Here is a 22,199-nt window from a genome sequence, read left to right on the forward strand (position 1 = left end):
TTTCTTGACGACTTCTTTTCTGAATGCCCGCCGGCATGGCCAGGTGTTTGCCCTGGCCATGCCCATGGTGCTGTCCAATATTACCGTACCGTTGCTGGGGCTGGTTGATACCCTGGTTATCGGCCATCTGGAGCAGCCGTATTATCTGGGTGGCGTGGCCGTGGGTGCGGCCATTATCAGCCTGCTGTTTTTTCTGCTGGGCTTTCTGCGCATGTCTACCACCGGGCTGACCGCTCAGGCCTTTGGTGCCCGCCGGGAGCAGGAGCTGCTGGGCGTGCTGGTGCGTGCCCTGGTGCTGGCCTGGGGGCTGGCATTGGCGTTATTGTTGTTGCAGGTTCCCATTATCGAGCTGGCGTTCCGGCTGGCGGGTGCCAGCGCCGAGGTAGAAACCTATGGCCGGCAATATGTGAGTGTGCGCATCTGGAGCGCGCCGGCGGCGCTCACCAACCTGGTGCTGCTGGGCTGGCTGCTGGGCAATCAGAATGCCAGAGCGCCCATGTGGCTGCTGATCCTCGGTAACGGGGCCAATATAGTACTGGATATCTGGTTTGTGGTGGGGCTGGGCTGGCAGGTCAAAGGAGCCGCTGCCGCCTCTGTGCTGGCGGACTATGCCGCCATGGCACTGGGTGCCTGGCTGGTGTGGCGCACCCTCAAGCGTCGCGACACAGTGCCGGCTCCGGGCTTTTGGCAAAACGCTCTGAGTATTGATGCCTTTCGCCGGTTGCTGGGGCTGAACCGGGATATCTTTATTCGTGCGCTTTGCCTGCAGCTGACCTTTGTGTTTATGACCTTTCAGGGTGCCCGGCTGGGCGATGCGGTGGTGGCCGCCAATGCGGTGCTGATGAATTTTCTGATGTTTATCTCCTACGGCATGGACGGTTTTGCCTACGCCGCCGAAGCCATGGTGGGCAAGGCCATTGGCCGGGGCAGCCGGCGGCACTTTCGGCTGGCCTGCGGCCTTAATCTGTTCTGGGGCCTGCTTGTGGCGGTGCTGTTTACCCTGGTGTTCTGGCTGGCGGGCAAGCCGCTGGTTGGGCAAATCACCAGCATTGAGTCGGTACAACAACAGGCCTATGGCTTTCTGCCCTGGCTGGTGGCCATGCCGCTGGTGTCCTGCTGGTGCTTTGTGCTGGACGGTATTTTTATTGGAGCCACTCAGGGCCGGGCCATGCGCAATATGATGCTGGTGTCTACTTTGGGGGTATTCTTTCCGGTGTGGTGGCTGAGTCAGAGCCTGGGCAATCATGCCCTCTGGCTGGCCATGTTGTGTTTTATGGCAGCCCGGGGTCTGACCCTGGGCTGGGCCTGGTGGCAACTGGACCAGCGCCGCGCTTTTGTGCCCGACGGGCTGCCCGCAAAGAGATAATACATGTTTGACATTGCTTTGTATGAGCCGGAGATTGCACCCAATACCGGCAATATTATGCGCCTGGTGCGCAATAACGGCTGCCGGCTACATCTGATAGAGCCGTTGGGATTCAGCCTGGATGAGAAACGACTGCGCCGGGCCGGGCTGGATTACACCGATTATGGCCAAATCACCCTGCACAAAGACTATGCCGCCTTTGTGCAGGCCATGGCTGGCCGGCGCATTTTTGCCTGCACCACCAAGGGCAGCCGCCATCATCATGAGGCAAGCTATCAGCCCGGTGATGTGCTGCTGTTTGGCCCCGAGACCCGGGGCCTGCCCGATGAGGTGTTAGCGGGTATGTCGCCGGAATACCGTATTCGCATTCCCATGCAGCCCGGCAGCCGCAGTCTTAACCTGTCCAACGCGGTGGCGGTGATCAGCTATGAGGCCTGGCGGCAGCAGGGGTTTGCCGGCGCAGTGGGTGGCGGGCAGTAACCAGAAATAATATTTATACTCGCTGGTTATTTATTGAGCGCTCTGGCCTACACTTGGTCGCAGGCACCGGCAACCAGTGGAGGATAAAGGTGATGTTGAGTAAAAAGTGCAGTTATGTTCTGACAGATACTCATTCAGCGAAAGCCACTATGATATTGCACCCCGGTGGTGAGCTGGAAGTGGAGGTAGCTGAACGGCAGCAACACTTTATTGTGGATTTTGACCATGTGCAGTTTTGCCGGGGCGAGCAGGGCATGGTGGTTATTTGTGAAGACGTGGCCGGCGCACCGGTGTGTCTGTCACTGTCGGCCCATGATGCCTTTGAGCTGTATCATCTGATGGAAGACAGTCGTGATGAACTGGAAGAGCTGATGTGTGATCTCGCCTGATATCGCACTTTAGTCGAAAACGCCTGACGATAATCCAGCCGGCGTTATAATAGCTCAAATCTATTTATCAGCCGGCTCATGACTCAGACTTATTCCCGTCTGGTAACCACGGCAGCCATAGCGGCTACCCTGGTTGCCGGACTTTTAATTATTGCCAAGCTGGGAGCCTGGTTTTATACCGGCTCCGCCAGCATGCTGGCTTCTCTTACCGATTCATTGCTGGATATCAGTGCTTCTCTGGTGAACCTGATGGCCATTCGCTATGCTCTTGTTCCTGCAGATGAAGATCACCGTTTTGGTCATGGCAAGGCAGAGTCGCTGGCGGGTCTTGCCCAGTCTGCTTTTATCAGTGGCTCGGCAGTATTTCTGATTATTAATGGTATTTCCCGGTTACTGAATACTCAGGTGGTGGAGCGGCCGCAAGCCGGTATCTGGGTGATGGTATTTTCGCTGGTGCTGACCCTGGCGCTGATCAGCTTTCAGCAGTATGTGATTAAACGGACTCAGTCGGTGGCCATCAAGGCAGACCAGCTGCACTATCGTTCTGATATTTTACTAAATGTGGCTGTGTTGGCGGCCATTGTATTGTCCTGGCTGGGCTGGCACTGGGCCGACGGATTGTTTGCCGTGCTGATTGGCGGCCATATTTTGTATGGTGCCTTGAAAATTGGCTATGATTCCGCGCAAATGTTGCTCGACAGACGGTTGCCCGATGAAGAGCAAAAGCGCATTATGGAATGCTGTCTGGCAGTGAAAGGAGTGCGGGGGCTACATGATCTGCGCACCCGGCGTTCTGGCCCGACCCGATTTATTCAGCTTCACCTGGAGCTTGATGATCAGCTTCCTCTGGTACATGCTCACCGCATTGCCGACATCGCCGAGCAAGCGTTGCGTGAGCTGTTTCCTGACGCCGATATCATTATCCACATGGATCCTGTTTCGGTAGTACCTTTCGACAAGCGGCTCGAAAGCGAGTGAACATACATTTTAAAAACAAGGTTTTACCCATGGAAGACGGCATTCAATCCAGAACCTGGTTGCGTATTCGTGAAGAAGCTCAGCGCATGATCGCGGAAGAGCCCATGCTGGGCAGCTTTTTTCACTCCACCATTCTGAACCACGATACCCTTAAATGCTCCCTGAGTTTTATTCTGGCCAACAAGCTGGACAGCAACGTGATGCCAGCTATTTGTCTGCGGGAAATTATCGAGGGAGCACTGGATGAAGAGCCTGCCATTCTGGATACGATAGCCGCCGATATTTGTGCAGTACAGGAGCGGGATCCGGCAGTGGATTTGTTTTCTACCCCGTTGTTGTATCTGAAAGGTTTTCACGCCCTGCAGGGCTACCGGGTAGCCAACTGGCTGTGGCATCATCATCGCCGCGCGCTGGCCACCTACCTGCAGAATCAGATTTCAGTGGTATTTGGCGTGGATGTACATCCGGCAGCACGCATCGGCAAGGGTATTATGTTTGACCATGCCACCGGCATAGTGGTGGGAGAGACAGCAGTAATAGAAGACGATGTGTCCATTTTGCAGAGTGTGACTCTGGGTGGCACCGGTAAGGAAGGCGGCGATCGCCATCCCAAGATCCGTGAAGGGGTCATGATTGGTGCCGGTGCTAAAATTCTGGGCAATATTGAAGTGGGTAAAGGGGCCAAAATTGGTGCCGGCAGTGTAGTGCTGGATCCGGTTCCTGCTCACACCACGGTAGCCGGTGTGCCGGCCAGGGTGGTAGGCCGGCCCGGTTCAGACAAGCCTTCTTTTGATATGAGTCAGAATATCTGACGCCAACAGGCAGATTTTTGCGCCAATTGCGCTTGTGCTTCATATGGCATCTTGTTGTCATCCTGAGGCCAAGGTATGCTCGACGGTGTGTGGCCCGATGGCCGGTAAACGTGAATTACAGGGGTTAGAACATGTCTTTTGATGTACTGGAAAAGCTGGAAGCCAAAATCCAGACGGCGGTGGATACCATTTCTTTGCTGCAGATGGAAGTGGACGAGCTGAAAGAGCAGAACGGCAAGCTGGGCGACGAAAACCAGCAGCTGCGTCAGCAGCAGCAAGCCTGGCAAGAGCGCCTGCAGGCACTGCTGGGCAAAATTGACCAGGTAGAAGAAAGCGTCTGATCACCGCTGTTTTTTGTAAAAACGCCGGCTTAAAGCCGGCGTTTTATCATCAGAACAGTATTACTCGATATCGAGGGCTTCCGGCGAGAGAATAATACCTGTGGTGTCGGCGTAGAGATGATCTTCCGGTAAAAAGGTCACGCCGCCAAAGTTGACCGGCACATCCAGCTCACCCATGTTGTTATCGTCGGAGCTCACCGGAATGGACGCCAGTGCCTGAATGCCGATATCGGTTTCTTCCAGCGCATCCACCTCACGTACGCAGCCATAGCAGACAATCCCTTCCCAGCCATTTTCTGCTGCTGTTTCAGCAATGTCCGCATCGATCAATGCACGACGCAGCGAGCCGCCACCGTCGATCAGCAATACACGGCCCACACCGTTCTGCTTTACTGTCTCAAGGATTAAACCGTTAGACTCAAAGCATTTGACGGTCGACACCAGACCGCCAAAAGAGTTACGTCCGCCAAAAGTGGAAAACATGGGTTCAACCACATCGACCATATCAATGTAGGTATCACACAGTTCAGAGGTATTGTATTCCATGGATTCTGCCACGCCTGAAGACAAGATAACCTCAGTATAAAGAGGCGGGAGCGGTTTTCAATCACAATGATGTGACCGCTCCCGTAAACAGCAGATATCAGAGAATAAAGCGGCTCAGATCTTCGTCTTCCACCAGATTCTTCAAATAACGATCTACATAGTCCGCATCTACGGTAATGGTTTCACCGGATTTGTCTGAAGCTTCAAATGAAAGCTCATCCAGCAGGCGTTCCATCACGGTATGCAGCCGGCGGGCACCGATATTTTCGGTGGTTTCGTTCACCCGCCAGGCGGCGTCAGCCAGACGACGAATGCCATCGTCGGTGAATTCGACGTTTACATTTTCGGTGGCCAGCAGTGCCTTGTACTGCTCGGTGAGTGAAGCACTGGGCTCGGTAAGAATACGTTCAAAGTCTTCTGCGGTGAGTGAGCTCAGCTCAACCCGAATGGGCAGACGGCCCTGCAGCTCGGGGATCAAATCCGACGGGCGGGCAACCTGAAAGGCACCGGAAGCGATAAACAGCATGTGGTCAGTACGTACCATACCGTGCTTGGTGTTCACGCTGCTGCCTTCAATCAGTGGCAGTAAATCGCGCTGTACGCCTTCGCGGGATACATCCGGGCCCGAGCTTTCGCCACGTTTACAGATTTTGTCGAACTCATCGATAAAGACGATGCCGTGGTTTTCCACTGCATGAATGGCCTGCTCTTTCAGCTCTTCCGGATTCACCAGCTTGGCGGCTTCTTCTTCCACCAGCAGCTTGAAGGCTTCTTTTATCTTCATTTTGCGCTGTTTGCTGGTGTTGCCTGCCAGATTCTGGAACATGCCCTGCAGCTGGTTGGTCATTTCTTCCATGCCGGGAGGAGCCATGATCTCCACACCCATCTGCGGTGCAGCTACATTGATTTCGATTTCCTTGTCATCGAGCTGGCCTTCCCGCAGTTTTTTGCGGAACAGCTGGCGGCTGCCGCTGTTGTCGGCCTTTTCTTCTTCACCCCAGGTGTTGCGGGGGTTGGGCAGCAGGGCATCAAGCACCCGTTCCTCGGCCGCTTCTTCGGCACGATGGCGGTGTTTTTCTACCTGTTGTTCGCGCACCATCTTCATGGCGATATCGGTCAGATCGCGAATAATAGAGTCTACTTCTTTACCTACATAGCCAACTTCGGTGAACTTGGTCGCTTCTACCTTGATAAAGGGCGCATTGGCCAGTTTAGCCAGACGGCGGGCAATTTCGGTTTTGCCCACGCCGGTAGGGCCTATCATCAGAATGTTTTTGGGAGTCACTTCCTGGCGCAGTTCGGGCTCAAGCTGCATACGACGCCAGCGGTTGCGCAGGGCAATGGCTACGGCGCGTTTGGCTTCACTCTGGCCAACAATAAAACGGTCCAGCTCGTGAACAATTTCTCTCGGGGTCATTTCAGACATAATTCAATCCTGTTGCAATGGACCGTTACTGGCCGTAGTCGAGTTCTTCAATAGTCTGGTTACCGTTGGTGTACACGCACACATCGCCGGCAATGGTGAGTGCTTTTTCCACTATGTCCCGGGCATCCATATCGGTATTTTCCAGCAGGGCGCGTGCCGCCGACTGAGCGTAGGGACCGCCGGAGCCGATAGCGATCAGATCCTGCTCGGGCTGTACCACGTCGCCGTTACCGGTAATGATAAAGGAGTGCTTGTCGTCAGCGACCGCCAGCAGGGCTTCCAGCCGGCGCAGAGCGCGGTCGGTCCGCCAGTCTTTGGCCAATGCCACGGCAGCACGCTCCAGATTGCCCTGGTGAGCCTGCAGCTTGGCCTCAAAGCGTTCCAGCAGGGTAAAGGCGTCGGCGGTGCCACCGGCAAAACCGGCCAGTACCTTGCCGTTGTGCAGCCGGTGTACCTTGCGGGCGTTGCCTTTCATTACGGTATTACCAAGAGAAACCTGGCCGTCGCCACCGATAACTACCTTGCCGTTACGGCGAACTGAAACGATTGTTGTCACTGTGAACCTCACTTGACGGTGTTGCCGGCCGGACCGGCGAGAATGTCATGTTCACGAAGATGGGGGCGGGCAGGAAAAACTTCAACCCTGCAGGCGCACTCTTGGGTTGAAGTTGTTTCAGGCAGGTCGCTGCGAGACCGCGACTATGATTAGCCCTGCAACAGTATGCAACCGGTGTTGATGCTGCTCATTTTATGCTTGGCCTGGTCGGCCTTGCGCTTGCTCTCATAGGGACCCATCACCACCCGGTACCAGACACCATTGCTGCCCTCGCTGCGTTTGACTTCCGAGCTGAGACCCTGAAAGGCAATGCGGGCCTTGAGCTGCTCAGCCTGAGCAGAAGAGCGGAATGATCCGCACTGCATGTAATAGATTTTGTCTGGTGCCGCTTCGGGCTTTTTACGTGCTTCTGCGGGTTTGGCCGGGCTGACCACGATTTCCTTGTTTTCCAGTTGCTCTATGTAGCGCCATTTTTCTACTGGTTTTTGATCGATGGGATCCACCTTTTTGGCCGGAGCCTGCGGTGGTTGCTGAGTGGCAGCCGGCGTGGCTGACGGTGAGGTGCCGGCAGAGCCTTTAATCAGAAAAATGATGTAGCCCATTCCCCCCAGCAATATCAGAGCAAATATAATGGCCAGCCAGGGAATACTGCGCTCTGGCGCACGACCACGGCTGTTGCCGGTGCGCTTGCTATTACCGCCCTTTTTCTTGGGCGGGCTGCGGCGAACATAATCCCTGGCCATGGCTTACATCCGCTCCAGAGTATCGATGCCCAGCAGGGACAGACCCTGTTGCAGTACCTTGGCGGTGGCGGCGCACAGGCGCAGACGGCTGGCCCGCGCCTCGGCCGGCACGCCCTCCTTATTGATGGGGCAGGCTTCGTAGAAGCTCATAAAGGCACCGGACAGCTCGTACAGGTAGAGGCACAGCAGATGTGGCATGCCCTTGTCGGCCACCGACCTGACGGTATCGTTGAACTGCACCAGCTTCTGGGCCAGAGCTTCTTCTGCCGGAGCGTCAATGATGACGTTACCGGTCAGCGCATCGGCACTGACGCCGGCCTTGCGGAAGATGGACTGCACCCGGGTGTAGGCATATTGCAGGTAGGGAGCGGTATTGCCCTCAAACGACAGCATGTTGTCCCAGTCAAAGATGTAGTCGGTGGTGCGGCTCTTGGACAGATCGGCATATTTCACCGCCGCCATGGCCACCCGGCTGGCAACCTGAGCTTTTTCTTCGGCGCTGAGATCGGTGTTTTTCTGCTCCAGCAGGGCGGCGGCGCGCTCTTCTGCCTCATCCAGCAAATCTACCAGCTTGATGGTGCCGCCGGAGCGGGTCTTGAACGGACGACCGTCCTTGCCCAGCATCATGCCAAAAGCGTGATGCTCCAGGCTCATGGAATCGGGAATGTAGCCGGCCTTGCGCACTATGGTCCAGGCCTGCATCAGATGCTGGTGCTGACGGGAGTCGATAAAATACAGGGCACGATCGGCACCCAGCTGCTCATAGCGGTACTTGGCACAGGCAATGTCGGTGGTGGTGTAAAGGAAACCGCCGTCCTTCTTGCGTACTATCACGCCCATGGGGTCGCCGTCTTTGTTCTTGTACTCGTCGAGGTACACCACCAGAGCACCTTCGTCTTCCACCGCCAGGCCTTGTTGCTGCAGATCGGCAACAATGTCGTTGAGCATGGGGTTATACATGCTTTCGCCCATCACATTGGCGGGGGTCAATGATACACCCAGGCGGTCGTATACTTCCTGGTTGTGCTTCAGGGTCACGTCTACCAGCTTCTGCCACATGTTCAGGCAGTATTCATCGCCACCCTGCAGCTTCACCACATAGTTGCGGGCGCGCTCGGCAAAGTCAGCATCGTTGTCATATTGCTGTTTGGATTCCCGGTAAAATTGCTCCAGATCAGACAGACCGGAAGACAGCACGTCCGGGTTTTCCTGCTCCAGCTTTTCCAGATAGGCAATCAGCATGCCGAACTGGGTGCCCCAGTCACCAATGTGATTGGCGCGAATCACTTTATGGCCAAGAAATTCCAGAGTGCGCACCACGGCGTCACCGATAATGGTAGAGCGCAGATGGCCCACGTGCATTTCCTTGGCCACGTTGGGGGCTGAGTAATCCACCACCACGGTTTGCGGCTGCTCGGCGGCGGGCACATTGGCACGTTCATCAGCCACCATGGCGTCTATCTGGCCAGCCAGCCAGTTGCTGTCGAGAAAGAAATTGATAAAGCCGGGGCCGGCCAGCTCGGTTTTGGCGACCAGCTCTGAAGCGGGCAGGTTGTCGACCAGCAGCTGGGCCAGGGCGCGGGGGTTCTGTTTGGCCGGTTTGGCCAGCAACAGCGCCAGGTTGGTGGCCAGATCGCCATGGGCCTTGTCTTTGGTGCGGTCTACCTGGATGCGTGGCTCCAGCTCGGCAGGCAGCTTGCCCTGTTGTTTGAGAGTAGAGACCGTCTGCTCAAGCAGCGCTTGAATATGTTCTTTCATTATCAGTTCACCAAAGTTTGAGACAAGGTCGAGCAAAACCCGAGGGGCGTAAATTCTACTCATAACCGGCTTCAAAAACTACCTTGCCGGGGCGACAGGCGTTTGAGTGAAAGCCGGTATTTCATGCACAGGTCATTTTAGAGACAAGAAAAAAGGTGTTTACTGCTTTATATTCCGGTAAGTAACCAAGGAGTCGTCCATGAAACTGGCATTACTTCCTCTTACCCTGCACTTATTACCCGAAGGCAGAGTGCCCCTGCGGATTTTTGAGCCCAGATATGTACGCATGATTGCTGAGGCAGAAAAGGACGATCGCGGCTTTGGCATCGGCATGCTTGAAGATGCGGACGAAACCGGAAAGGGCGACCTGTATATGCTGGGTGCCAGGGTAAAAATCGTGGACTTTTATACGCTTGAAGACGGCATGCTGGGTATTACCGTAGAAGCCACAGAGCGCTTTCGCATTCGCGAGCTGGCAGAGGAGCAGGATGGTCTGTTGCAGGCTGAGGTAGAATTGCTGGATAACTGGCGCTCCTGTGCATTGTCGCCGGTAGAGCAGATTTTGTCCGACAAACTGCAGGAAGTGTTTGAGGAATATCCTGAACTGGCCGCGCTGCACCCCGAGCCGCGCTGGCAGGATGCCGCCTGGCTCACTCAGCGCTGGCTGGAAGTGCTGCCTATCAAGAATGATTATATTCAAATGCTGATGGGGGAGCCCAGCTGCCACCGGGCGCTGACCTTTCTGTTATCCATGATCCGCCCCGACGACGCGCGGCCCGATCAGCAGCACTGAGCCCGGCCTCACCACAGCTCCTGCGGATCAATATCCAGTGACCACCTTACCTTGCGTGCTGCCGGCAGGCTGTCGGCAATGGCCAGTGCATGGCGGCAGGCGCTGGCCAGCTCCCGCCGGCTGTTTGCCTGCAGCAGCATCTGATAACGGTACTGGCCGGCCTTGCGCTCCATGCGCGCACTGAAAGGCCCCAGACACAGCACGGAGGCGGGCAGGGCCGGGGCCAGCTGTTGAGCCAGCGGTACCAGGAACTCCCGGCAGGCCTCGCCCTGAGTGGCCTGGCAGCGAAACAGTGCCTGATAGCTGTAGGGCGGCAGTCCGGCCTGACGGCGCTCTTCCAGCGCGGTGTGGGCAAAGTGCCGGTATCCCTGATTGGCCAGATCCTGCAGCAGGGCATGATCCGGATGATGGGTCTGCAGCACCACCCGGCCCGGTTTGCTGGCACGGCCGGCGCGGCCGGCCACCTGAATATACAGCTGAGCCAGACGCTCGGCGGCACGAAAATCACCGGCAAACAGGGCACCGTCCACATCCAGCATGGCCACCAGGGTCACATCGGGAAAGTGGTGTCCTTTAGCCAGCATTTGCGTGCCAAGCAAAATCTGGTATTTGCCGGCGCGAATGCCTTCCAGGTGCTGCTCAAAGCTGCCCTTGCGGCGCGTGTTGTCCCGGTCGATACGAATGACGTTGTACTGAGGAAACAGCATTGCCAGCGCCTGCTCCACCTGCTCGGTGCCCAGGCCGGTGCCCACCAGCTTGCTGCTGCCACATTGCGGGCACTGGGGCGGACGAGGGCGCTGATGATCGCAATGATGGCAGTGCAGCCGGTTGCCGTTTTTGTGCCAGGTGTAATGAGCATCGCAGCGCTCGCAGTCTGCCAGCCAGCCGCAGTCGTGGCACAGCAGCACAGGCGCATAGCCTCGGCGGTTAAGAAACAGCATGACCTGATTGCCTTTGCCGAGCTCTTCCGCCATCAGCTGCTGCAGCTGGGGCGACAGCCCGGCCTCCAGCTGTACATGGCGGCTGTCCAGCAGCAAATGCTCGGCCACAGTGGCGGTACCCGGCCGCTGGCTGAGAGTAAGCAGCTGGTATTTGCCGGCAGCGGCATTGTGCAGACTTTCAAAACTGGGCGTGGCCGAACCCAGCAGAATGGGAATATTCAGCTGATGAGCGCGCAACAGCGCCAGATCCCGTGCATGATAGCGAAAGCCGTCCTGTTGTTTGAAAGAGCTGTCGTGCTCTTCATCGATAATAATCAGGCCAAGCTGGTCAAAGGGCGTCAGCAATGCGGAGCGGGTACCAATCACAATGGCGGCACTGCCATCCTGGCAGGCCAGCCAGGCGTCGAGCCGTTCCCGCTCGTTCATGGCCGAGTGCAGGGTGCATACCGGCAGCGGAAACCGGCGCTGAAAGCGGGCTATGGTCTGGGGCGTTAGGCCGATTTCCGGCACCATGACCAATACCTGTTTGCCTGCTTTTAATACCGGTTCCATGGCCTGCAGGTAGACTTCGGTCTTGCCTGAGCCGGTAATGCCTTCCAGCAAAAAGGGGCTGAAACGGTTCGCCTGCTGCAGCACGCTCACCGCCAGCGCCTGCTCTGTGGTCAGCCTGGGTTTGGCGTCTTCATTAATGGTGACCTTGCCGCGCCAGTGGGTGCGGGCGGGCAGGCTCTCCCGCTTTTCGGCCAGCCCTTTTTTGGCCAGGGCATTAAGCGTTGCAGAAGTGACCCCCCTGGCTCCCAGCTCACCCGGCGTCATGGGAGTGTGTTGCAGCAGCTCATAAGCTTCACGCTGTTTTGTTGCCCGGTTCAGGCTGCTGTTATCGCCTTCCAGTGCATGCCAGCTTTCCACCGGCCGGTAACCGGCCTCTTCACCTTTGCGCAGCAGGGTAGGCAGGGCCTGAAAATACACTTCTCCCGGCGGGTGCAGGTAATATTGTGTCGCCCAGGCCAGCAGTTTGCGGTCTGCCTCATTCAGTACAGGCGTGTTGTCGATAACAGCGGTTACCGGCTTAATGCGGGCCGGATCCAGTTCCGTGGTTTGCGGATGACTCAGCACCAGACCCACCAGAGTGCGATTACCAAAAGGCACGCGTACCCGGCAACCTGCTTCGGGCAAAGGCTGCGAACACAGATAATCGAACTCCCGGCGCAGGGGGACGGGCAGTACCACCCGAATCAGAGCCTGTTGTGCCGAAGGTGACATTGCTGATTTTTTCATCCGCATTTTCCTTGCCTGAAAAAAGGCGATCCTATATTATTCGCACCCTTCACAAAACGTGTAACTCTCGTGTGGTGTCTGGCTCAGGATCAGATAGCGACACGGCCTACTGACAGAGGTTGTCCATGAAACAAGGTATCCACCCGGAATACAAAGAAATTGTTGCCAAATGTTCTTGTGGTAATGAGATCAAGACCCGCTCCACCCTGGGCCATGATCTGAACCTGGACGTTTGCTCCTCTTGCCACCCCTTCTTTACCGGCAAGCAGAAAATTCTTGATACCGGCGGCCGTGTTGATCGCTTCAACAAGCGTTTCGGCGTGCTGGGCAGCAAAAAATAAGTTGCTGCACCGGTCTCAAAAAAGCGCCTGCGGGCGCTTTTTTGTTGCCTGTTATTTGCCTTGTAGCCCCATTTCCACCATGGTTAATCAGACTTGCCTGCCTGTGGTGTGCTGCCATGCTGGTTCCCGCCCTGTTTTTTCTGCTTTTATTACCCTTTGGCCTTCAGGCCTCCTGCCCGCAATTCTCCAAGTATGAAATTGCAAATGTTAAAAAAGTAATAGACGGAGATACTGTATATCTTGCAGATGGCCGGCGTATTCGTCTGGTGGGAATAGACACACCGGAATTATACAAAAACGGACGTCTGGCACCTGAACCCGGTGCAGAGAAAGCACATCGATGGCTGAGTAATAAATTACCAGAAAAGATTCAAATGAAACTGGTTTTTGCAGTAAAAAGGCGTGATGATTACGGTCGCCTTTTGGCTTATCCACTGACAAATAGCGGACAATTGCTGGTAAAAAGCATGCTGGCAGCCGGATTGGGTGAGTTGATGCTGTTTGAGCCCAACCACAAATACTGGCGCTGTCTCTTGGCGGCCGAGCAACAAGCCCGCCGGCATAACCGTGGCATCTGGTCACGAGCCTTGCCGGCAACGCCTGTAAATCGTCGTTGGCAGCATTTGCTGGTTACGGTGCAAAGTGTGCACGTTCGCCATGACAAGATAACACTGATCAGTCGTAGCGGATTAACGCTGCATTCAGGCAGGCGGCTGCCGGCCATATGGCGCGGTCAGCTGGCCCGGTTAACCCCCGGAGACCGGCTTTTTGTGAGGGGCGAACCGCGCAAACAGAAGGCCGGCTGGCAACTGTGGCTTAACCAGCCCTGGCAGTTTTACCGAGAAAAATAAGTGGATCAGACTGGGCAAGGTGAAAAAAGTTGATTAATATCACATTGTATAAACATTGTGATAAACTTGTTCACAGTGTAATCAAACAAATGTCTACAATCGCATCAGGGTACTCGCAAAATGACCGACTTCCGTCAAAAAGCGCTCGACTATCATGCTTTCCCCAAGCCGGGCAAAATCTCCGTTGAAATCAGCAAGCCGGCGGAAACCGCCAAAGATCTGGCCCTGGCTTACAGCCCGGGTGTAGCCGAGCCGGTGCGCGAAATCGCTGCCGATCCGGAAAATGCCTACAAGTACACTGCCAAAGGCAACCTGGTAGCGGTTATCTCTAACGGTACTGCCATTCTGGGTCTGGGCAACCTGGGCCCGCTGGCTTCCAAGCCGGTAATGGAAGGCAAGGCGCTGCTGTTCAAACGTTTCGCCGGCCTCGACTCCGTGGATATCGAAGTCAAGCATCGCACCACCGAAGAATTTATTCAGACCGTTGAAGCCATCGCTGATACCTTTGGCGGCATCAACCTGGAAGACATCAAGGCACCTGAATGCTTTGAAATTGAAAAAGAGCTGATCGAGCGCTGTAATGTGCCCGTATTCCATGACGACCAGCACGGCACCGCCATTGTTACTGCTGCGGGTCTGATCAACTCGCTGGAAGTGCAGGGTAAGGACATTGCCGATGCGCACATCGTATGTATGGGTGCCGGTGCTGCCGCCGTTGCCTGTATGGAGCTGCTGATCAAGTGCGGCGCTCAGCGTGAAAACATCTACATGCTGGACCGCAACGGCGTTATTCACACTCGCCGTGACGATCTGAACGAGTACAAGGCGTTGTTTGCCAACAACACCGACAAGCGTACTCTGGAAGACGTGATCACCGACGCCGACGTATTTGTAGGCGTGTCCGGCCCCGACGTACTGCCGGCTGAAGCCGTCAAGCTGATGGCTCCGAACCCGGTTATCTTCGCCTGCTCCAACCCGGATCCGGAAATCAAGCCCGAGCTGGCTCACGCCACTCGTTCCGATCTGGTGATGGGTACCGGTCGTTCCGACTTCCCCAACCAGGTGAACAATGTGCTGTGCTTCCCCTTTATCTTCCGCGGTGCTCTGGACGTGCGTGCCACCCGGATCAACGACGAGATGAAAGTGGCTGCCGTAGACGCCATTCGCTCTCTGGCCAAAGAGCCGGTACCTCAGGAAGTGCTGACTGCTTCCGGTTACGACTCTCTGGAATTCGGTAAAGACTATGTGATTCCGAAGCCGATGGATCCGCGCCTGCTGCCTCGCGTAGCCCGCGCTGTGGCCGTGGCCGCCGTGGAATCAGGTGTTGCCCGCATCGCCCTGCCGGAAAACTACATGCTGGACTGAGCTTCAGTCTAAGCAGCAAAAAGGGGAGCTTCGGCTCCCCTTTTTTATTTCACGTCTTCACTCATCACTATTCACTTTCGGCGCGTCAGATACACACCGGCTTCCATATGATGGGTGTAGGGGAACTGATCAAACAGCGCAAAACGGCTGATGTGGTGAGTCTGGCTCAGGGTTTCCAGGTTCTGGCGCAGGGTGTCCGGATTACAGGAGATATAAACGATATTGTCGTAATCCTGAACCAGCTTTACCGTGTCTTCATCCAGCCCGGCCCGGGGCGGGTCCACCAGTATGGTATTGCACTCATAGCTTGGCAGATCCACGCCTTTTAACCGGCGAAACTCGCGCACGCCGCGCATGGCCTGAGTAAACTCTTCCGCCGACATACGCAGTATGGTGACGTTATCGATGGCGTTGGCAGCAATATTGTACTGGGCTGACTTGACCGAAGAGCTGGAAATTTCCGTTGCCAGCACCCGGCGAAAGTTTTTTGCCAGGGCCAATGAGAAATTGCCGTTGCCGCAATACAGCTCCAGCAGATCACCGCTGGCATTCTGAGTCACGTCTAGCGCCCAGCTCAGCATGTTTTCGTTCATGCGGCCATTGGGCTGAGTAAAGCTGTTCTCCACCTGCTGATAAATCAGCTCCTGGCCGGACACGTTCAGCCGCTCCAGCACATAATCACAGTCGTGCACCAGTTTCTGCTTTTTAGCCCGGCCAATAATGTGGGCGCTGATGCCTCTTTCTTTCAGCCAGGCGCGCAGGTTTGTCACTTCCGCCTGCCAGTCTTCACCCAGCTGGCGATGATAGAGCAGGCTGATCACCAGCTCGTTGCTGAGGGAAGACAAAAAGTCTACCTGAAACAGCTTGCGGCGCAGCACAGGGCTGGGGCGCAGGGCTTCCAGCAGCAGCGGCATGGCGGTGTTGATGAGCGCAGAGGCGGCCGGAAACTGCTCCACCCGGTATTTTTCCCGGGTGGCCTGATCAAACATGATGTAATAGAGATCGTCTCCCTCATGCCACACACGAAACTCGGCGCGCATGCGGTAATGCTTGGGGTCGGAGGCAAACACTTCCAGACGGGGAGGGGTAAAGGGAGCGAAAATCTGCTCCAGCCGGGCGGCTTTTTCATCCAGTTGAGTCTGGTAGCTGTCTTGGGTGCTCATTATTCGCCTCACTTTAAAACGGAGCGCAAATTCTACGGCTTGTAGTGAATTTGTCCAGTTGACCAGAGCGGAGCGTGGGCATTTAAGGCGGGTAAAGGCAGGAGCGCTGCTCCGCTCCCGCCGAATAGTAGAGTTACTCTGTGCTGGCCGGCTTTCGGTAGGGGTTTTCCGGCAATTGATCCGCCCGCAGCGGTGGCCGTCGGGCACCTTCTTTGGGGCCGTAGGCGCTGCTTAGATAGGCAAGAATGGTCTCCTCGGTCTGGGCATCAAAGGTCCACAGCCCCTGTTTTTCCTGCATCCAGCGGATCAGTGACAGCCAGTGTTCCCGGCTGCCACTGTTCTGGGTGACCAGTTTGGCGGAATGGCAGGCGGTGCAGTTATTGCGTACCGTCTCCCAGCCGGGAGCGATAATCAAGCCGGTTTGTGGATCCTGCTCGGCAGCCAGGGCGGGTGCCGTTGTCAGGCCCAGCAGCAATGCCAGTGCAGCAGTGCGTATCATGCATACCTCCATTAAACGATTTGCACCGCAATGCGATGGCAGGCGTTATTGAGATAGCCCTTGGGGTTCCAGCCCGGCACCACCATGGGCTGAGCCTTGCCTTCACTGTCTACTGCCTTGGCCCAGATCTCGTAGTAGCCTTTTTCGGGAAAGCTCAGCTCGCTGTGCCAGTGCTGCCAGGCCAGCCGGTTGGCGGGTTTGCGTAGTTCGGCTTTATGCCAGGTGGCACCAAAGTCGATGGACACATGCAGCTCGGTCACTTCCAGATCGCCGGCCCAGGCATGGCCCCGCACCTGCAGCGGTTGACCCAACTCGTGGCTGATGCCGGTTTTGGGAAAGGTGATCAGCGATTTCACCGGCATGGAGTGAATGATCTCCATGTCTTCGTTCGGCACCTGAGTGCCCGGTGCCACTGCATATTTGGGCACGCTGTAAGACGGTGCCGCCATTTTGTTGCCGTCGTGCACTCGGTTACGAATAACGATTTTCTTCAGCCACTTGCCCGAGGTGGAGGCCGGCCAGCCCCCGCATACCAGCCGCAATGGGTGGCCATTTAGCACCGGAATGTCTTCATCGTTCATGGCCCAGGCGATCAGGGTTTCGTCTTCCAGTGCCTTGGACATGGGCACGCCCCGGGAGATGGCCTCTTTGCCCGGCTCGCCGCTGGGGTGAAGGTCGCCGCCGTAATAACCAATATAAACGGCGTCTTTTTTGATGCCGCAGGCTTCCAGTACGTCCCGCAGCCGCACCCCGGTAAATTTGGGGCTGGCCACGGCACCGGTCGTCCACTGGTTGCCGCTGGCCGCCGGTACATATTCACTGCGGCCGTTACCGCCGCATTCCACCGTCAGCTGATAGCTGTGATGCTCAAACTTTTCTTTCAGCTCGGCAATGGTAAAAGTAGTGGGGTTCTCGCAGGACTCACCGGCGATTTCCAGCGTCCATTGGGCCGGGTCCAGCGTTTCTATATTAGGCACCAGGCCGTTATTGCGCACAAACATATGCTTGGCTGGTGTGATTTCGTCGTCCAGCAAATGAGGCGGGGTTTCGGCGTTAATGGGCCTGTCGTTAAGAATGGTCAGCCCTTCTTTGCCGGGCAGTGAAAAAGGCTCGTCGGACTGGGCAAAAGCGGCCGGTATCAGCCCCGCCGGCATATTTCTGGCAAAGGGAATGCTGGCTCCAATGGCGGTAGCCATGGCCAGCAGGCCGCTGCGTTTTAAAAATCCCCGCCGGCTGCCGGGGTCGCTCTCACGGCCCCAGAGCTGCTTATCGGCTTTGATGGAATCTTCATTGTAAAGCTCATGAATGCCCTTGTGGGTGGGCTGCTTGCTGTTGTTGGAATCGCTGGCCATAAGGTTCTCTCCCTGTTGCATTCGGCACTGCCGATAAGCTTAAAACGGCAGCCTATCAAAAACTGCAAAGTTAAATATATGTTAATTTTAAGTAATTGAGAGCCGGCTCATATTTCACAATGAGTCAGTTTTTGCGTTTTTTCTCAAAAATCATGCATATATCTTCAGTTAACCTTTATAATGCCCGCGCTTTGGTGCCGACAGGCGTAAACGGGAATCCGGTGCAAATCCGGAACTGGCGCGCAGCGGTAAGAGGGAACGAAAGCGACACGGAAGATTCCAGGCACTGCCGCAAGGTGGGAAGCCGTCGCCGTAGGTGGGCTGCCGCCCGAGCTCTCAAGTCCGAAAACCTGCCAAAGAGAGAGTCACAAGGCCGCAGGCCTCACTACGCGAACTAGGGAAAAGAATGTCTAAGAAATTGTTGGCAGCCGCTCTGCTGCCATGGGCCGCCTGTGCCCAGAATTCATCTGAACCTACCTCTATTACCATCTACAACCGGGCAGAGCAGCCGCTCACCAGTGCCCTGGCTCCGGTGGAAGTGATTACCAGGGCCGACATCGAACGCCGCCAGCCTCGTTCTCTGATTGACTTGCTGGAAACCCTGCCAGGTATGCAATTTGGCTCCCAAAGCGGCGGTATTGGTCAGCTCAGCAGCCTGTTTGTGCGTGGCACCGAGTCTGATCATGTACTGGTGTTACTCAACGGTCGCCCCATGGCGCAGATGGTGAACTCGAACGTCGACTTCAGCCAGTTGCCGGTGAGCAACGTTCAGCGCATTGAATATATTCGTGGTCCTCGTGCCGCCATCTATGGCTCCCGTGCCATTGGCGGTGTGGTCAATATCATTACCACTTCTAAAGTGAATGATATTAGTGTGGGCGTGACCACCGGCAGTAACGACTACTATGCCGCCGATGTGTCGGTTAACCAGTGGGTCACCGATGCCACCCGGCTGCAGCTGGCCACCGGTTATCGGGAAACCCGGGGTTACGATATTATTCCTGACAATAACGAGCCGGATCGGGATGGATTTTCCAGCAAAAATCTGACACTGGGTGTTGAGCACCAGCTGGATCAGAGCTGGACGCTGAATGCCAACGTTAATGGCTGGGAGAACAAGACGGATTACGACAATGGTGGTTTTGGTCCCGATACCAGTAATACCCAGACCTATCAATTTGATGCCGGATTGGCATATCAGGATGAACAGTTAGTTGGCCAGCTGAATGCCAGTTATGGCGAGCATGAGCTAGAGAGCTGGGTAAAAGCAGACGGACGTAATTCAGCGTCGTACAGTAACAGCAGCACAGCAACAACCCGTCTCGATGGTCTGGTGCAGTATCGTTATTCCGACCAAGGTTACACATTGGCAGGCATGGATTGGCAGCAGGATAGGTTGTTGTCCAGAAGCACAAGTTTTACTGCGCCAGACCGTGATAACACAGGCGTCTTTATTTCCGCCTATCATACCTGGTCACCGCTTACCCTGGAGCTGACCGGCCGGATAGATGACAACGAACAGTTTGGTACTCATGGCACCTGGCAGAGTGCGTTGTCGCTTCAGTTACCTGAACAGCACAAAGCCACGTTAAGTTACGGCACCGCGTTCAGGGCACCGACCTTTGGTGACTTGTACAGCAGCTGGGGTGGTAATCCAGACCTGGCACCAGAGAAGTCAAATAACTGGGAGCTGGGTTTTTCCGGTGATTATAAAGTGCTGGATTGGCAGCTGAACTTATATCGTAACGAAATTGATAACCTGATTATTTATCCTGCTCCATTTTATGTGGCCACCAACTCTGCAGAAAACACCGATGCTTTAATAAGAGGATTGGAGCTTACAGTGAATGCCAGCACCGGGCCGCTGCACCATTCCGTCAGTTATGAATATACCGATGCCAAAGATATTAAAACTGCTGCACAGCTGCTTAACCGCGCCAAGCGCAAGTTCAGCTGGACCGGTGATATTGATGTAGCCAATACCAACCTGTTCGCACAGGTGCTGTATGTAAGTGATCGTCAAACATACGATGCAGACTTTATGAAAGGCCTGGTGTATACCCCTTCCTACACCATCTGGAATATCGGTGCCCGCTACCCGTTGACCCAAAACCTGACCCTGAACGGCAAAATCAACAACCTGTTCGACAAGGATTACCAGGTGGTCAGTGGCTACGATGCCCCCGATCTGGAGTTCTATGTCGGTGCGGATTACCGCTTCTGATCTTGTAGCAGCGCAGGCCTCTGTTTTGCTACCGGTAGTGAGGTAACCAGCAAGGAGGATGAAGTTGCCCCTTTATCCGACTCTACCATGAGCGCGCAGACAACTTTGTGCTTCAGCCGGCCTTCGCGCCGGCTTTTTTTCTTTTTCAGCCGTTGGCGTTATTATGTCGCCCTTGCACAGCGAGGGCAGTCAGTGGCAAACATTCTTATCTTCGACTCCGGCATGGGTGGCCTTTCCGTCTACCGGGAAGTACACCGGGCATTACCGGCACATCAGTACTTCTATCTGTTCGACAATGCCTGTTTTCCTTATGGCGAGCTGGATGAAGCGCGCCTGGTAGAGCGTGTGCTGGAGCTGCTCACTGTGTTTGTGGCACGTCACCATATCGATATTGTGATCATCGCCTGCAATACCGCCAGTACCTATGTGCTACCGGCGCTGCGCGAACAACTGCACATACCTGTTGTTGGTGTGGTGCCGGCCATTAAACCCGCTGCTGAATACTGTCGTTCAAAAGGACTCAAACATATCGGCCTGCTGGCCACACCGGGCACGGTTTCCCGCCGCTATACTGCCGAGTTGGTGCAGTGCTTTGCTGCCGATATGCAAATATCCATGCTGGGCACTACCGAGCTGGTAAGAATGGCAGAAGACAAGCTGGCAGGTGAAACCGTTAATATCAGTCATCTTGTCCGCATTCTTACTCCCTGGCGGGGAGACGATAAGCCTGATGCGCTGGTGCTGGGGTGTACCCACTTTCCACTGCTTGCCAATGAGCTAAGTCAATGTCTGCCCAAAGTCCATCTTATCGATTCAGGAGAGGCTATCGCCCGCAGAGTATCGAGTCTGTTACTGCAACCCTTTACAGCAAAAAGAATAACAGAGCAGACTCAACAGCTTTCGGGGCGAGTGTATTGCACTGAACTAACGGCAAAGGCCAAGGCTCAGAGCCTGGCCTTTGCCAAGGAAGGATTCACACTCATCAGTGAGTTCTGTGTCTGAAGCCTCAGAGGTCAGAGGCTGCTATCACTTTCGTCTTCCTTTTTCTCGTTTGCTTCTCTTACCTTAAGCGTACGCTGCTGAAATTCAGTATCGTTTAATGCTTCTTTGGCCTCCAGAGCTGCGTGCTCAGGCATCTCCACAAAACCAAAGCCCCGTCGCTTGCCGGTATTTCTGTCTTTCATCAGCCTGACCGATACTACATGGCCATACTGTTCAAACAAGCTGCGCACTGCAGCTTCGTTGGCACGATAGGGCAGGTTGCCCACATAAAGAGTGATGGTAGCTGCAGTTTCTCCGGTAATGGAGGGAGCCCGCACCAGCCAGGAAACAGCAATACCTCCGGCTACGACACCCAGGGCAAACCAAAGACCACTGCTATAGGATGCAGTAAACAGCACGATCAGAATGCCACCGGTGACGGCTGTGGTAAGAGCGAGTAGCGCAGATTGAACAACAAGAGAGTGCTGGAATAGCTTCATTGATAAAAAAGTCTCATGTAGATAAAAGAAAAAAGGCATACGGCCTTCACAGCATAGCTTCATTCGGGCTCTTCGACCTCGATAGCATCAAGTTTCCTTTAAACAAACGTGATCTCTTACCAGTATTCAATATCGTTATGCTCAAATATTGCGCTAAGTAATGAGTGGTCAGCTGTGATCTGTGTATAACTCTGTGGTTAACATGTGGTTTTGCTGGGTTAATAAGCGTTCGGTGCTGAAACCCCGTTTTTTGTCAAAAAAGCCCTTGCGCAAAAATCGCGGCTCCCTATAATGCGCATCCACTGACACGGGGCAAGCGGCCTACGGTCACAAACGTTGAAAGACAACAAAATAAAGTTTGATTCAACGCTTGACGAACACCAAGAGTTGCGTAGAATACGCAGCCCTGACCAGCGAAAGCGGTCAACGCTCTTTAACAATTTATCAAGCAAACTGTGTGGGCACTCGCAGTCGATTGAGAAACAAAAAATATTGTTTTTCAATGATTTGTGAAGT

The 22,199-nt window shown here is 55.1% G+C and carries 22 protein-coding genes and 1 riboswitch; of the genes, 12 read left to right on the plus strand and 10 right to left on the minus strand.

Annotation, left to right across the window (positions count from 1 at the left end; translation table 11 throughout):
- Positions 1 to 4 precede the first annotated feature (4 nt).
- From dinF to G364_RS0108905, 6 genes are all read left to right on the plus strand, one after another.
- Positions 5 to 1,366: an MATE family efflux transporter DinF gene (gene dinF / locus G364_RS0108880; protein ID WP_019934793.1), complete on the plus strand. Its 1,362-nt coding sequence runs from the start codon at positions 5 to 7 to the stop codon at positions 1,364 to 1,366.
- A gap of 3 nt (positions 1,367 to 1,369) precedes the next feature.
- On the plus strand, positions 1,370 to 1,846 hold the full coding sequence (locus tag G364_RS0108885; RefSeq protein WP_019934794.1) for a tRNA (cytidine(34)-2'-O)-methyltransferase: 477 nt from the start codon (positions 1,370 to 1,372) through the stop codon (positions 1,844 to 1,846).
- A 149-nt stretch (positions 1,847 to 1,995) separates the two neighbouring features.
- On the plus strand, positions 1,996 to 2,235 hold the full coding sequence (locus G364_RS0108890; RefSeq protein WP_245541403.1) for a hypothetical protein: 240 nt from the start codon (positions 1,996 to 1,998) through the stop codon (positions 2,233 to 2,235).
- Between the two features lie 78 nt (positions 2,236 to 2,313).
- Complete coding sequence (gene fieF, locus G364_RS0108895) at positions 2,314 to 3,213, plus strand: cation efflux pump FieF (protein WP_019934796.1); 900 nt, start codon at positions 2,314 to 2,316, stop codon at positions 3,211 to 3,213.
- Between the two features lie 29 nt (positions 3,214 to 3,242).
- Positions 3,243 to 4,025, plus strand: a complete 783-nt coding sequence (gene cysE / locus G364_RS0108900) for a serine O-acetyltransferase (RefSeq protein WP_019934797.1) — start codon at positions 3,243 to 3,245, stop codon at positions 4,023 to 4,025.
- Between the two features lie 131 nt (positions 4,026 to 4,156).
- Positions 4,157 to 4,366: a cell division protein ZapB gene (locus tag G364_RS0108905; protein WP_019934798.1), complete on the plus strand. Its 210-nt coding sequence runs from the start codon at positions 4,157 to 4,159 to the stop codon at positions 4,364 to 4,366.
- A gap of 60 nt (positions 4,367 to 4,426) precedes the next feature.
- On the opposite strand, the gene rraA is transcribed toward G364_RS0108905, so the two are convergent.
- The 5 genes from rraA to argS all read right to left on the minus strand — a co-directional run bounded on the left by rraA (position 4,427) and on the right by argS (position 9,395).
- Entirely contained in the window at positions 4,427 to 4,912 is a 486-nt protein-coding gene (rraA, locus tag G364_RS0108910) for a ribonuclease E activity regulator RraA (RefSeq protein WP_019934799.1), read from the minus strand.
- A 97-nt stretch (positions 4,913 to 5,009) separates the two neighbouring features.
- A complete protein-coding gene (gene hslU / locus G364_RS0108915) occupies positions 5,010 to 6,338 on the minus strand; it encodes an ATP-dependent protease ATPase subunit HslU (protein ID WP_019934800.1) in 1,329 nt (442 codons plus the stop codon).
- Positions 6,339 to 6,363: 25 nt separating this feature from the next.
- Positions 6,364 to 6,894: an ATP-dependent protease subunit HslV gene (gene hslV / locus G364_RS0108920; protein WP_026344805.1), complete on the minus strand. Its 531-nt coding sequence runs from the start codon at positions 6,892 to 6,894 to the stop codon at positions 6,364 to 6,366.
- Between the two features lie 149 nt (positions 6,895 to 7,043).
- Positions 7,044 to 7,637: an SPOR domain-containing protein gene (locus G364_RS0108925; RefSeq protein WP_019934802.1), complete on the minus strand. Its 594-nt coding sequence runs from the start codon at positions 7,635 to 7,637 to the stop codon at positions 7,044 to 7,046.
- A 3-nt stretch (positions 7,638 to 7,640) separates the two neighbouring features.
- Positions 7,641 to 9,395 (minus strand): arginine--tRNA ligase, encoded by a 1,755-nt coding sequence (gene argS / locus G364_RS0108930; RefSeq protein ID WP_019934803.1) that lies wholly within the window; start codon positions 9,393 to 9,395, stop codon positions 7,641 to 7,643.
- 199 nt (positions 9,396 to 9,594) lie between these two features.
- Here argS and G364_RS16465 point away from each other — a divergent pair, with 199 nt between their 5' ends.
- On the plus strand, positions 9,595 to 10,188 hold the full coding sequence (locus G364_RS16465; RefSeq protein ID WP_019934804.1) for an LON peptidase substrate-binding domain-containing protein: 594 nt from the start codon (positions 9,595 to 9,597) through the stop codon (positions 10,186 to 10,188).
- Between the two features lie 8 nt (positions 10,189 to 10,196).
- Here the strand turns inward: G364_RS16465 and priA are convergent, their stop codons facing one another.
- On the minus strand, positions 10,197 to 12,392 hold the full coding sequence (gene priA, locus G364_RS0108940; protein ID WP_026344806.1) for a primosomal protein N': 2,196 nt from the start codon (positions 12,390 to 12,392) through the stop codon (positions 10,197 to 10,199).
- 140 nt (positions 12,393 to 12,532) lie between these two features.
- On the opposite strand from priA, the gene rpmE reads away from it, so the two are divergent.
- From rpmE to G364_RS0108955, 3 genes are all read left to right on the plus strand, one after another.
- A complete protein-coding gene (rpmE, locus tag G364_RS0108945) occupies positions 12,533 to 12,748 on the plus strand; it encodes a 50S ribosomal protein L31 (protein WP_019934806.1) in 216 nt (71 codons plus the stop codon).
- 116 nt (positions 12,749 to 12,864) lie between these two features.
- On the plus strand, positions 12,865 to 13,599 hold the full coding sequence (locus G364_RS16865; protein ID WP_019934807.1) for a thermonuclease family protein: 735 nt from the start codon (positions 12,865 to 12,867) through the stop codon (positions 13,597 to 13,599).
- Positions 13,600 to 13,719: 120 nt separating this feature from the next.
- A complete protein-coding gene (locus tag G364_RS0108955) occupies positions 13,720 to 14,964 on the plus strand; it encodes a malic enzyme-like NAD(P)-binding protein (protein ID WP_019934808.1) in 1,245 nt (414 codons plus the stop codon).
- Positions 14,965 to 15,035: 71 nt separating this feature from the next.
- On the opposite strand, the gene trmA is transcribed toward G364_RS0108955, so the two are convergent.
- The 3 genes from trmA to G364_RS0108970 all read right to left on the minus strand — a co-directional run bounded on the left by trmA (position 15,036) and on the right by G364_RS0108970 (position 17,978).
- Entirely contained in the window at positions 15,036 to 16,127 is a 1,092-nt protein-coding gene (trmA, locus tag G364_RS0108960) for a tRNA (uridine(54)-C5)-methyltransferase TrmA (RefSeq protein ID WP_019934809.1), read from the minus strand.
- Positions 16,128 to 16,260: 133 nt separating this feature from the next.
- A complete protein-coding gene (locus tag G364_RS0108965) occupies positions 16,261 to 16,626 on the minus strand; it encodes a hypothetical protein (RefSeq protein WP_019934810.1) in 366 nt (121 codons plus the stop codon).
- 11 nt (positions 16,627 to 16,637) lie between these two features.
- Entirely contained in the window at positions 16,638 to 17,978 is a 1,341-nt protein-coding gene (locus tag G364_RS0108970) for a sulfite oxidase (RefSeq protein ID WP_019934811.1), read from the minus strand.
- Between the two features lie 175 nt (positions 17,979 to 18,153).
- Positions 18,154 to 18,350: riboswitch (cobalamin riboswitch) on the plus strand.
- Between the two features lie 34 nt (positions 18,351 to 18,384).
- Between G364_RS0108970 and G364_RS0108975 the strand changes: the two genes are divergently transcribed.
- The gene (locus G364_RS0108975) at positions 18,385 to 20,202 is read left to right on the plus strand and encodes a TonB-dependent receptor domain-containing protein (protein WP_019934812.1); all 1,818 of its coding nucleotides are present in this window, start codon (positions 18,385 to 18,387) and stop codon (positions 20,200 to 20,202) included.
- Between the two features lie 192 nt (positions 20,203 to 20,394).
- Positions 20,395 to 21,204 (plus strand): glutamate racemase, encoded by an 810-nt coding sequence (gene murI / locus G364_RS16475; RefSeq protein WP_040614584.1) that lies wholly within the window; start codon positions 20,395 to 20,397, stop codon positions 21,202 to 21,204.
- Between the two features lie 11 nt (positions 21,205 to 21,215).
- On the opposite strand, the gene G364_RS0108985 is transcribed toward murI, so the two are convergent.
- Positions 21,216 to 21,683 (minus strand): RNA recognition motif domain-containing protein, encoded by a 468-nt coding sequence (locus G364_RS0108985; RefSeq protein WP_019934814.1) that lies wholly within the window; start codon positions 21,681 to 21,683, stop codon positions 21,216 to 21,218.
- Between the last annotated feature and the right edge of the window lie 516 nt (positions 21,684 to 22,199).

It is taken from the genome of Oceanimonas smirnovii ATCC BAA-899 (genome assembly GCF_000381965.1).
In the GTDB taxonomy this organism is placed as follows: Bacteria; Pseudomonadota; Gammaproteobacteria; order Enterobacterales; family Aeromonadaceae; genus Oceanimonas; species Oceanimonas smirnovii.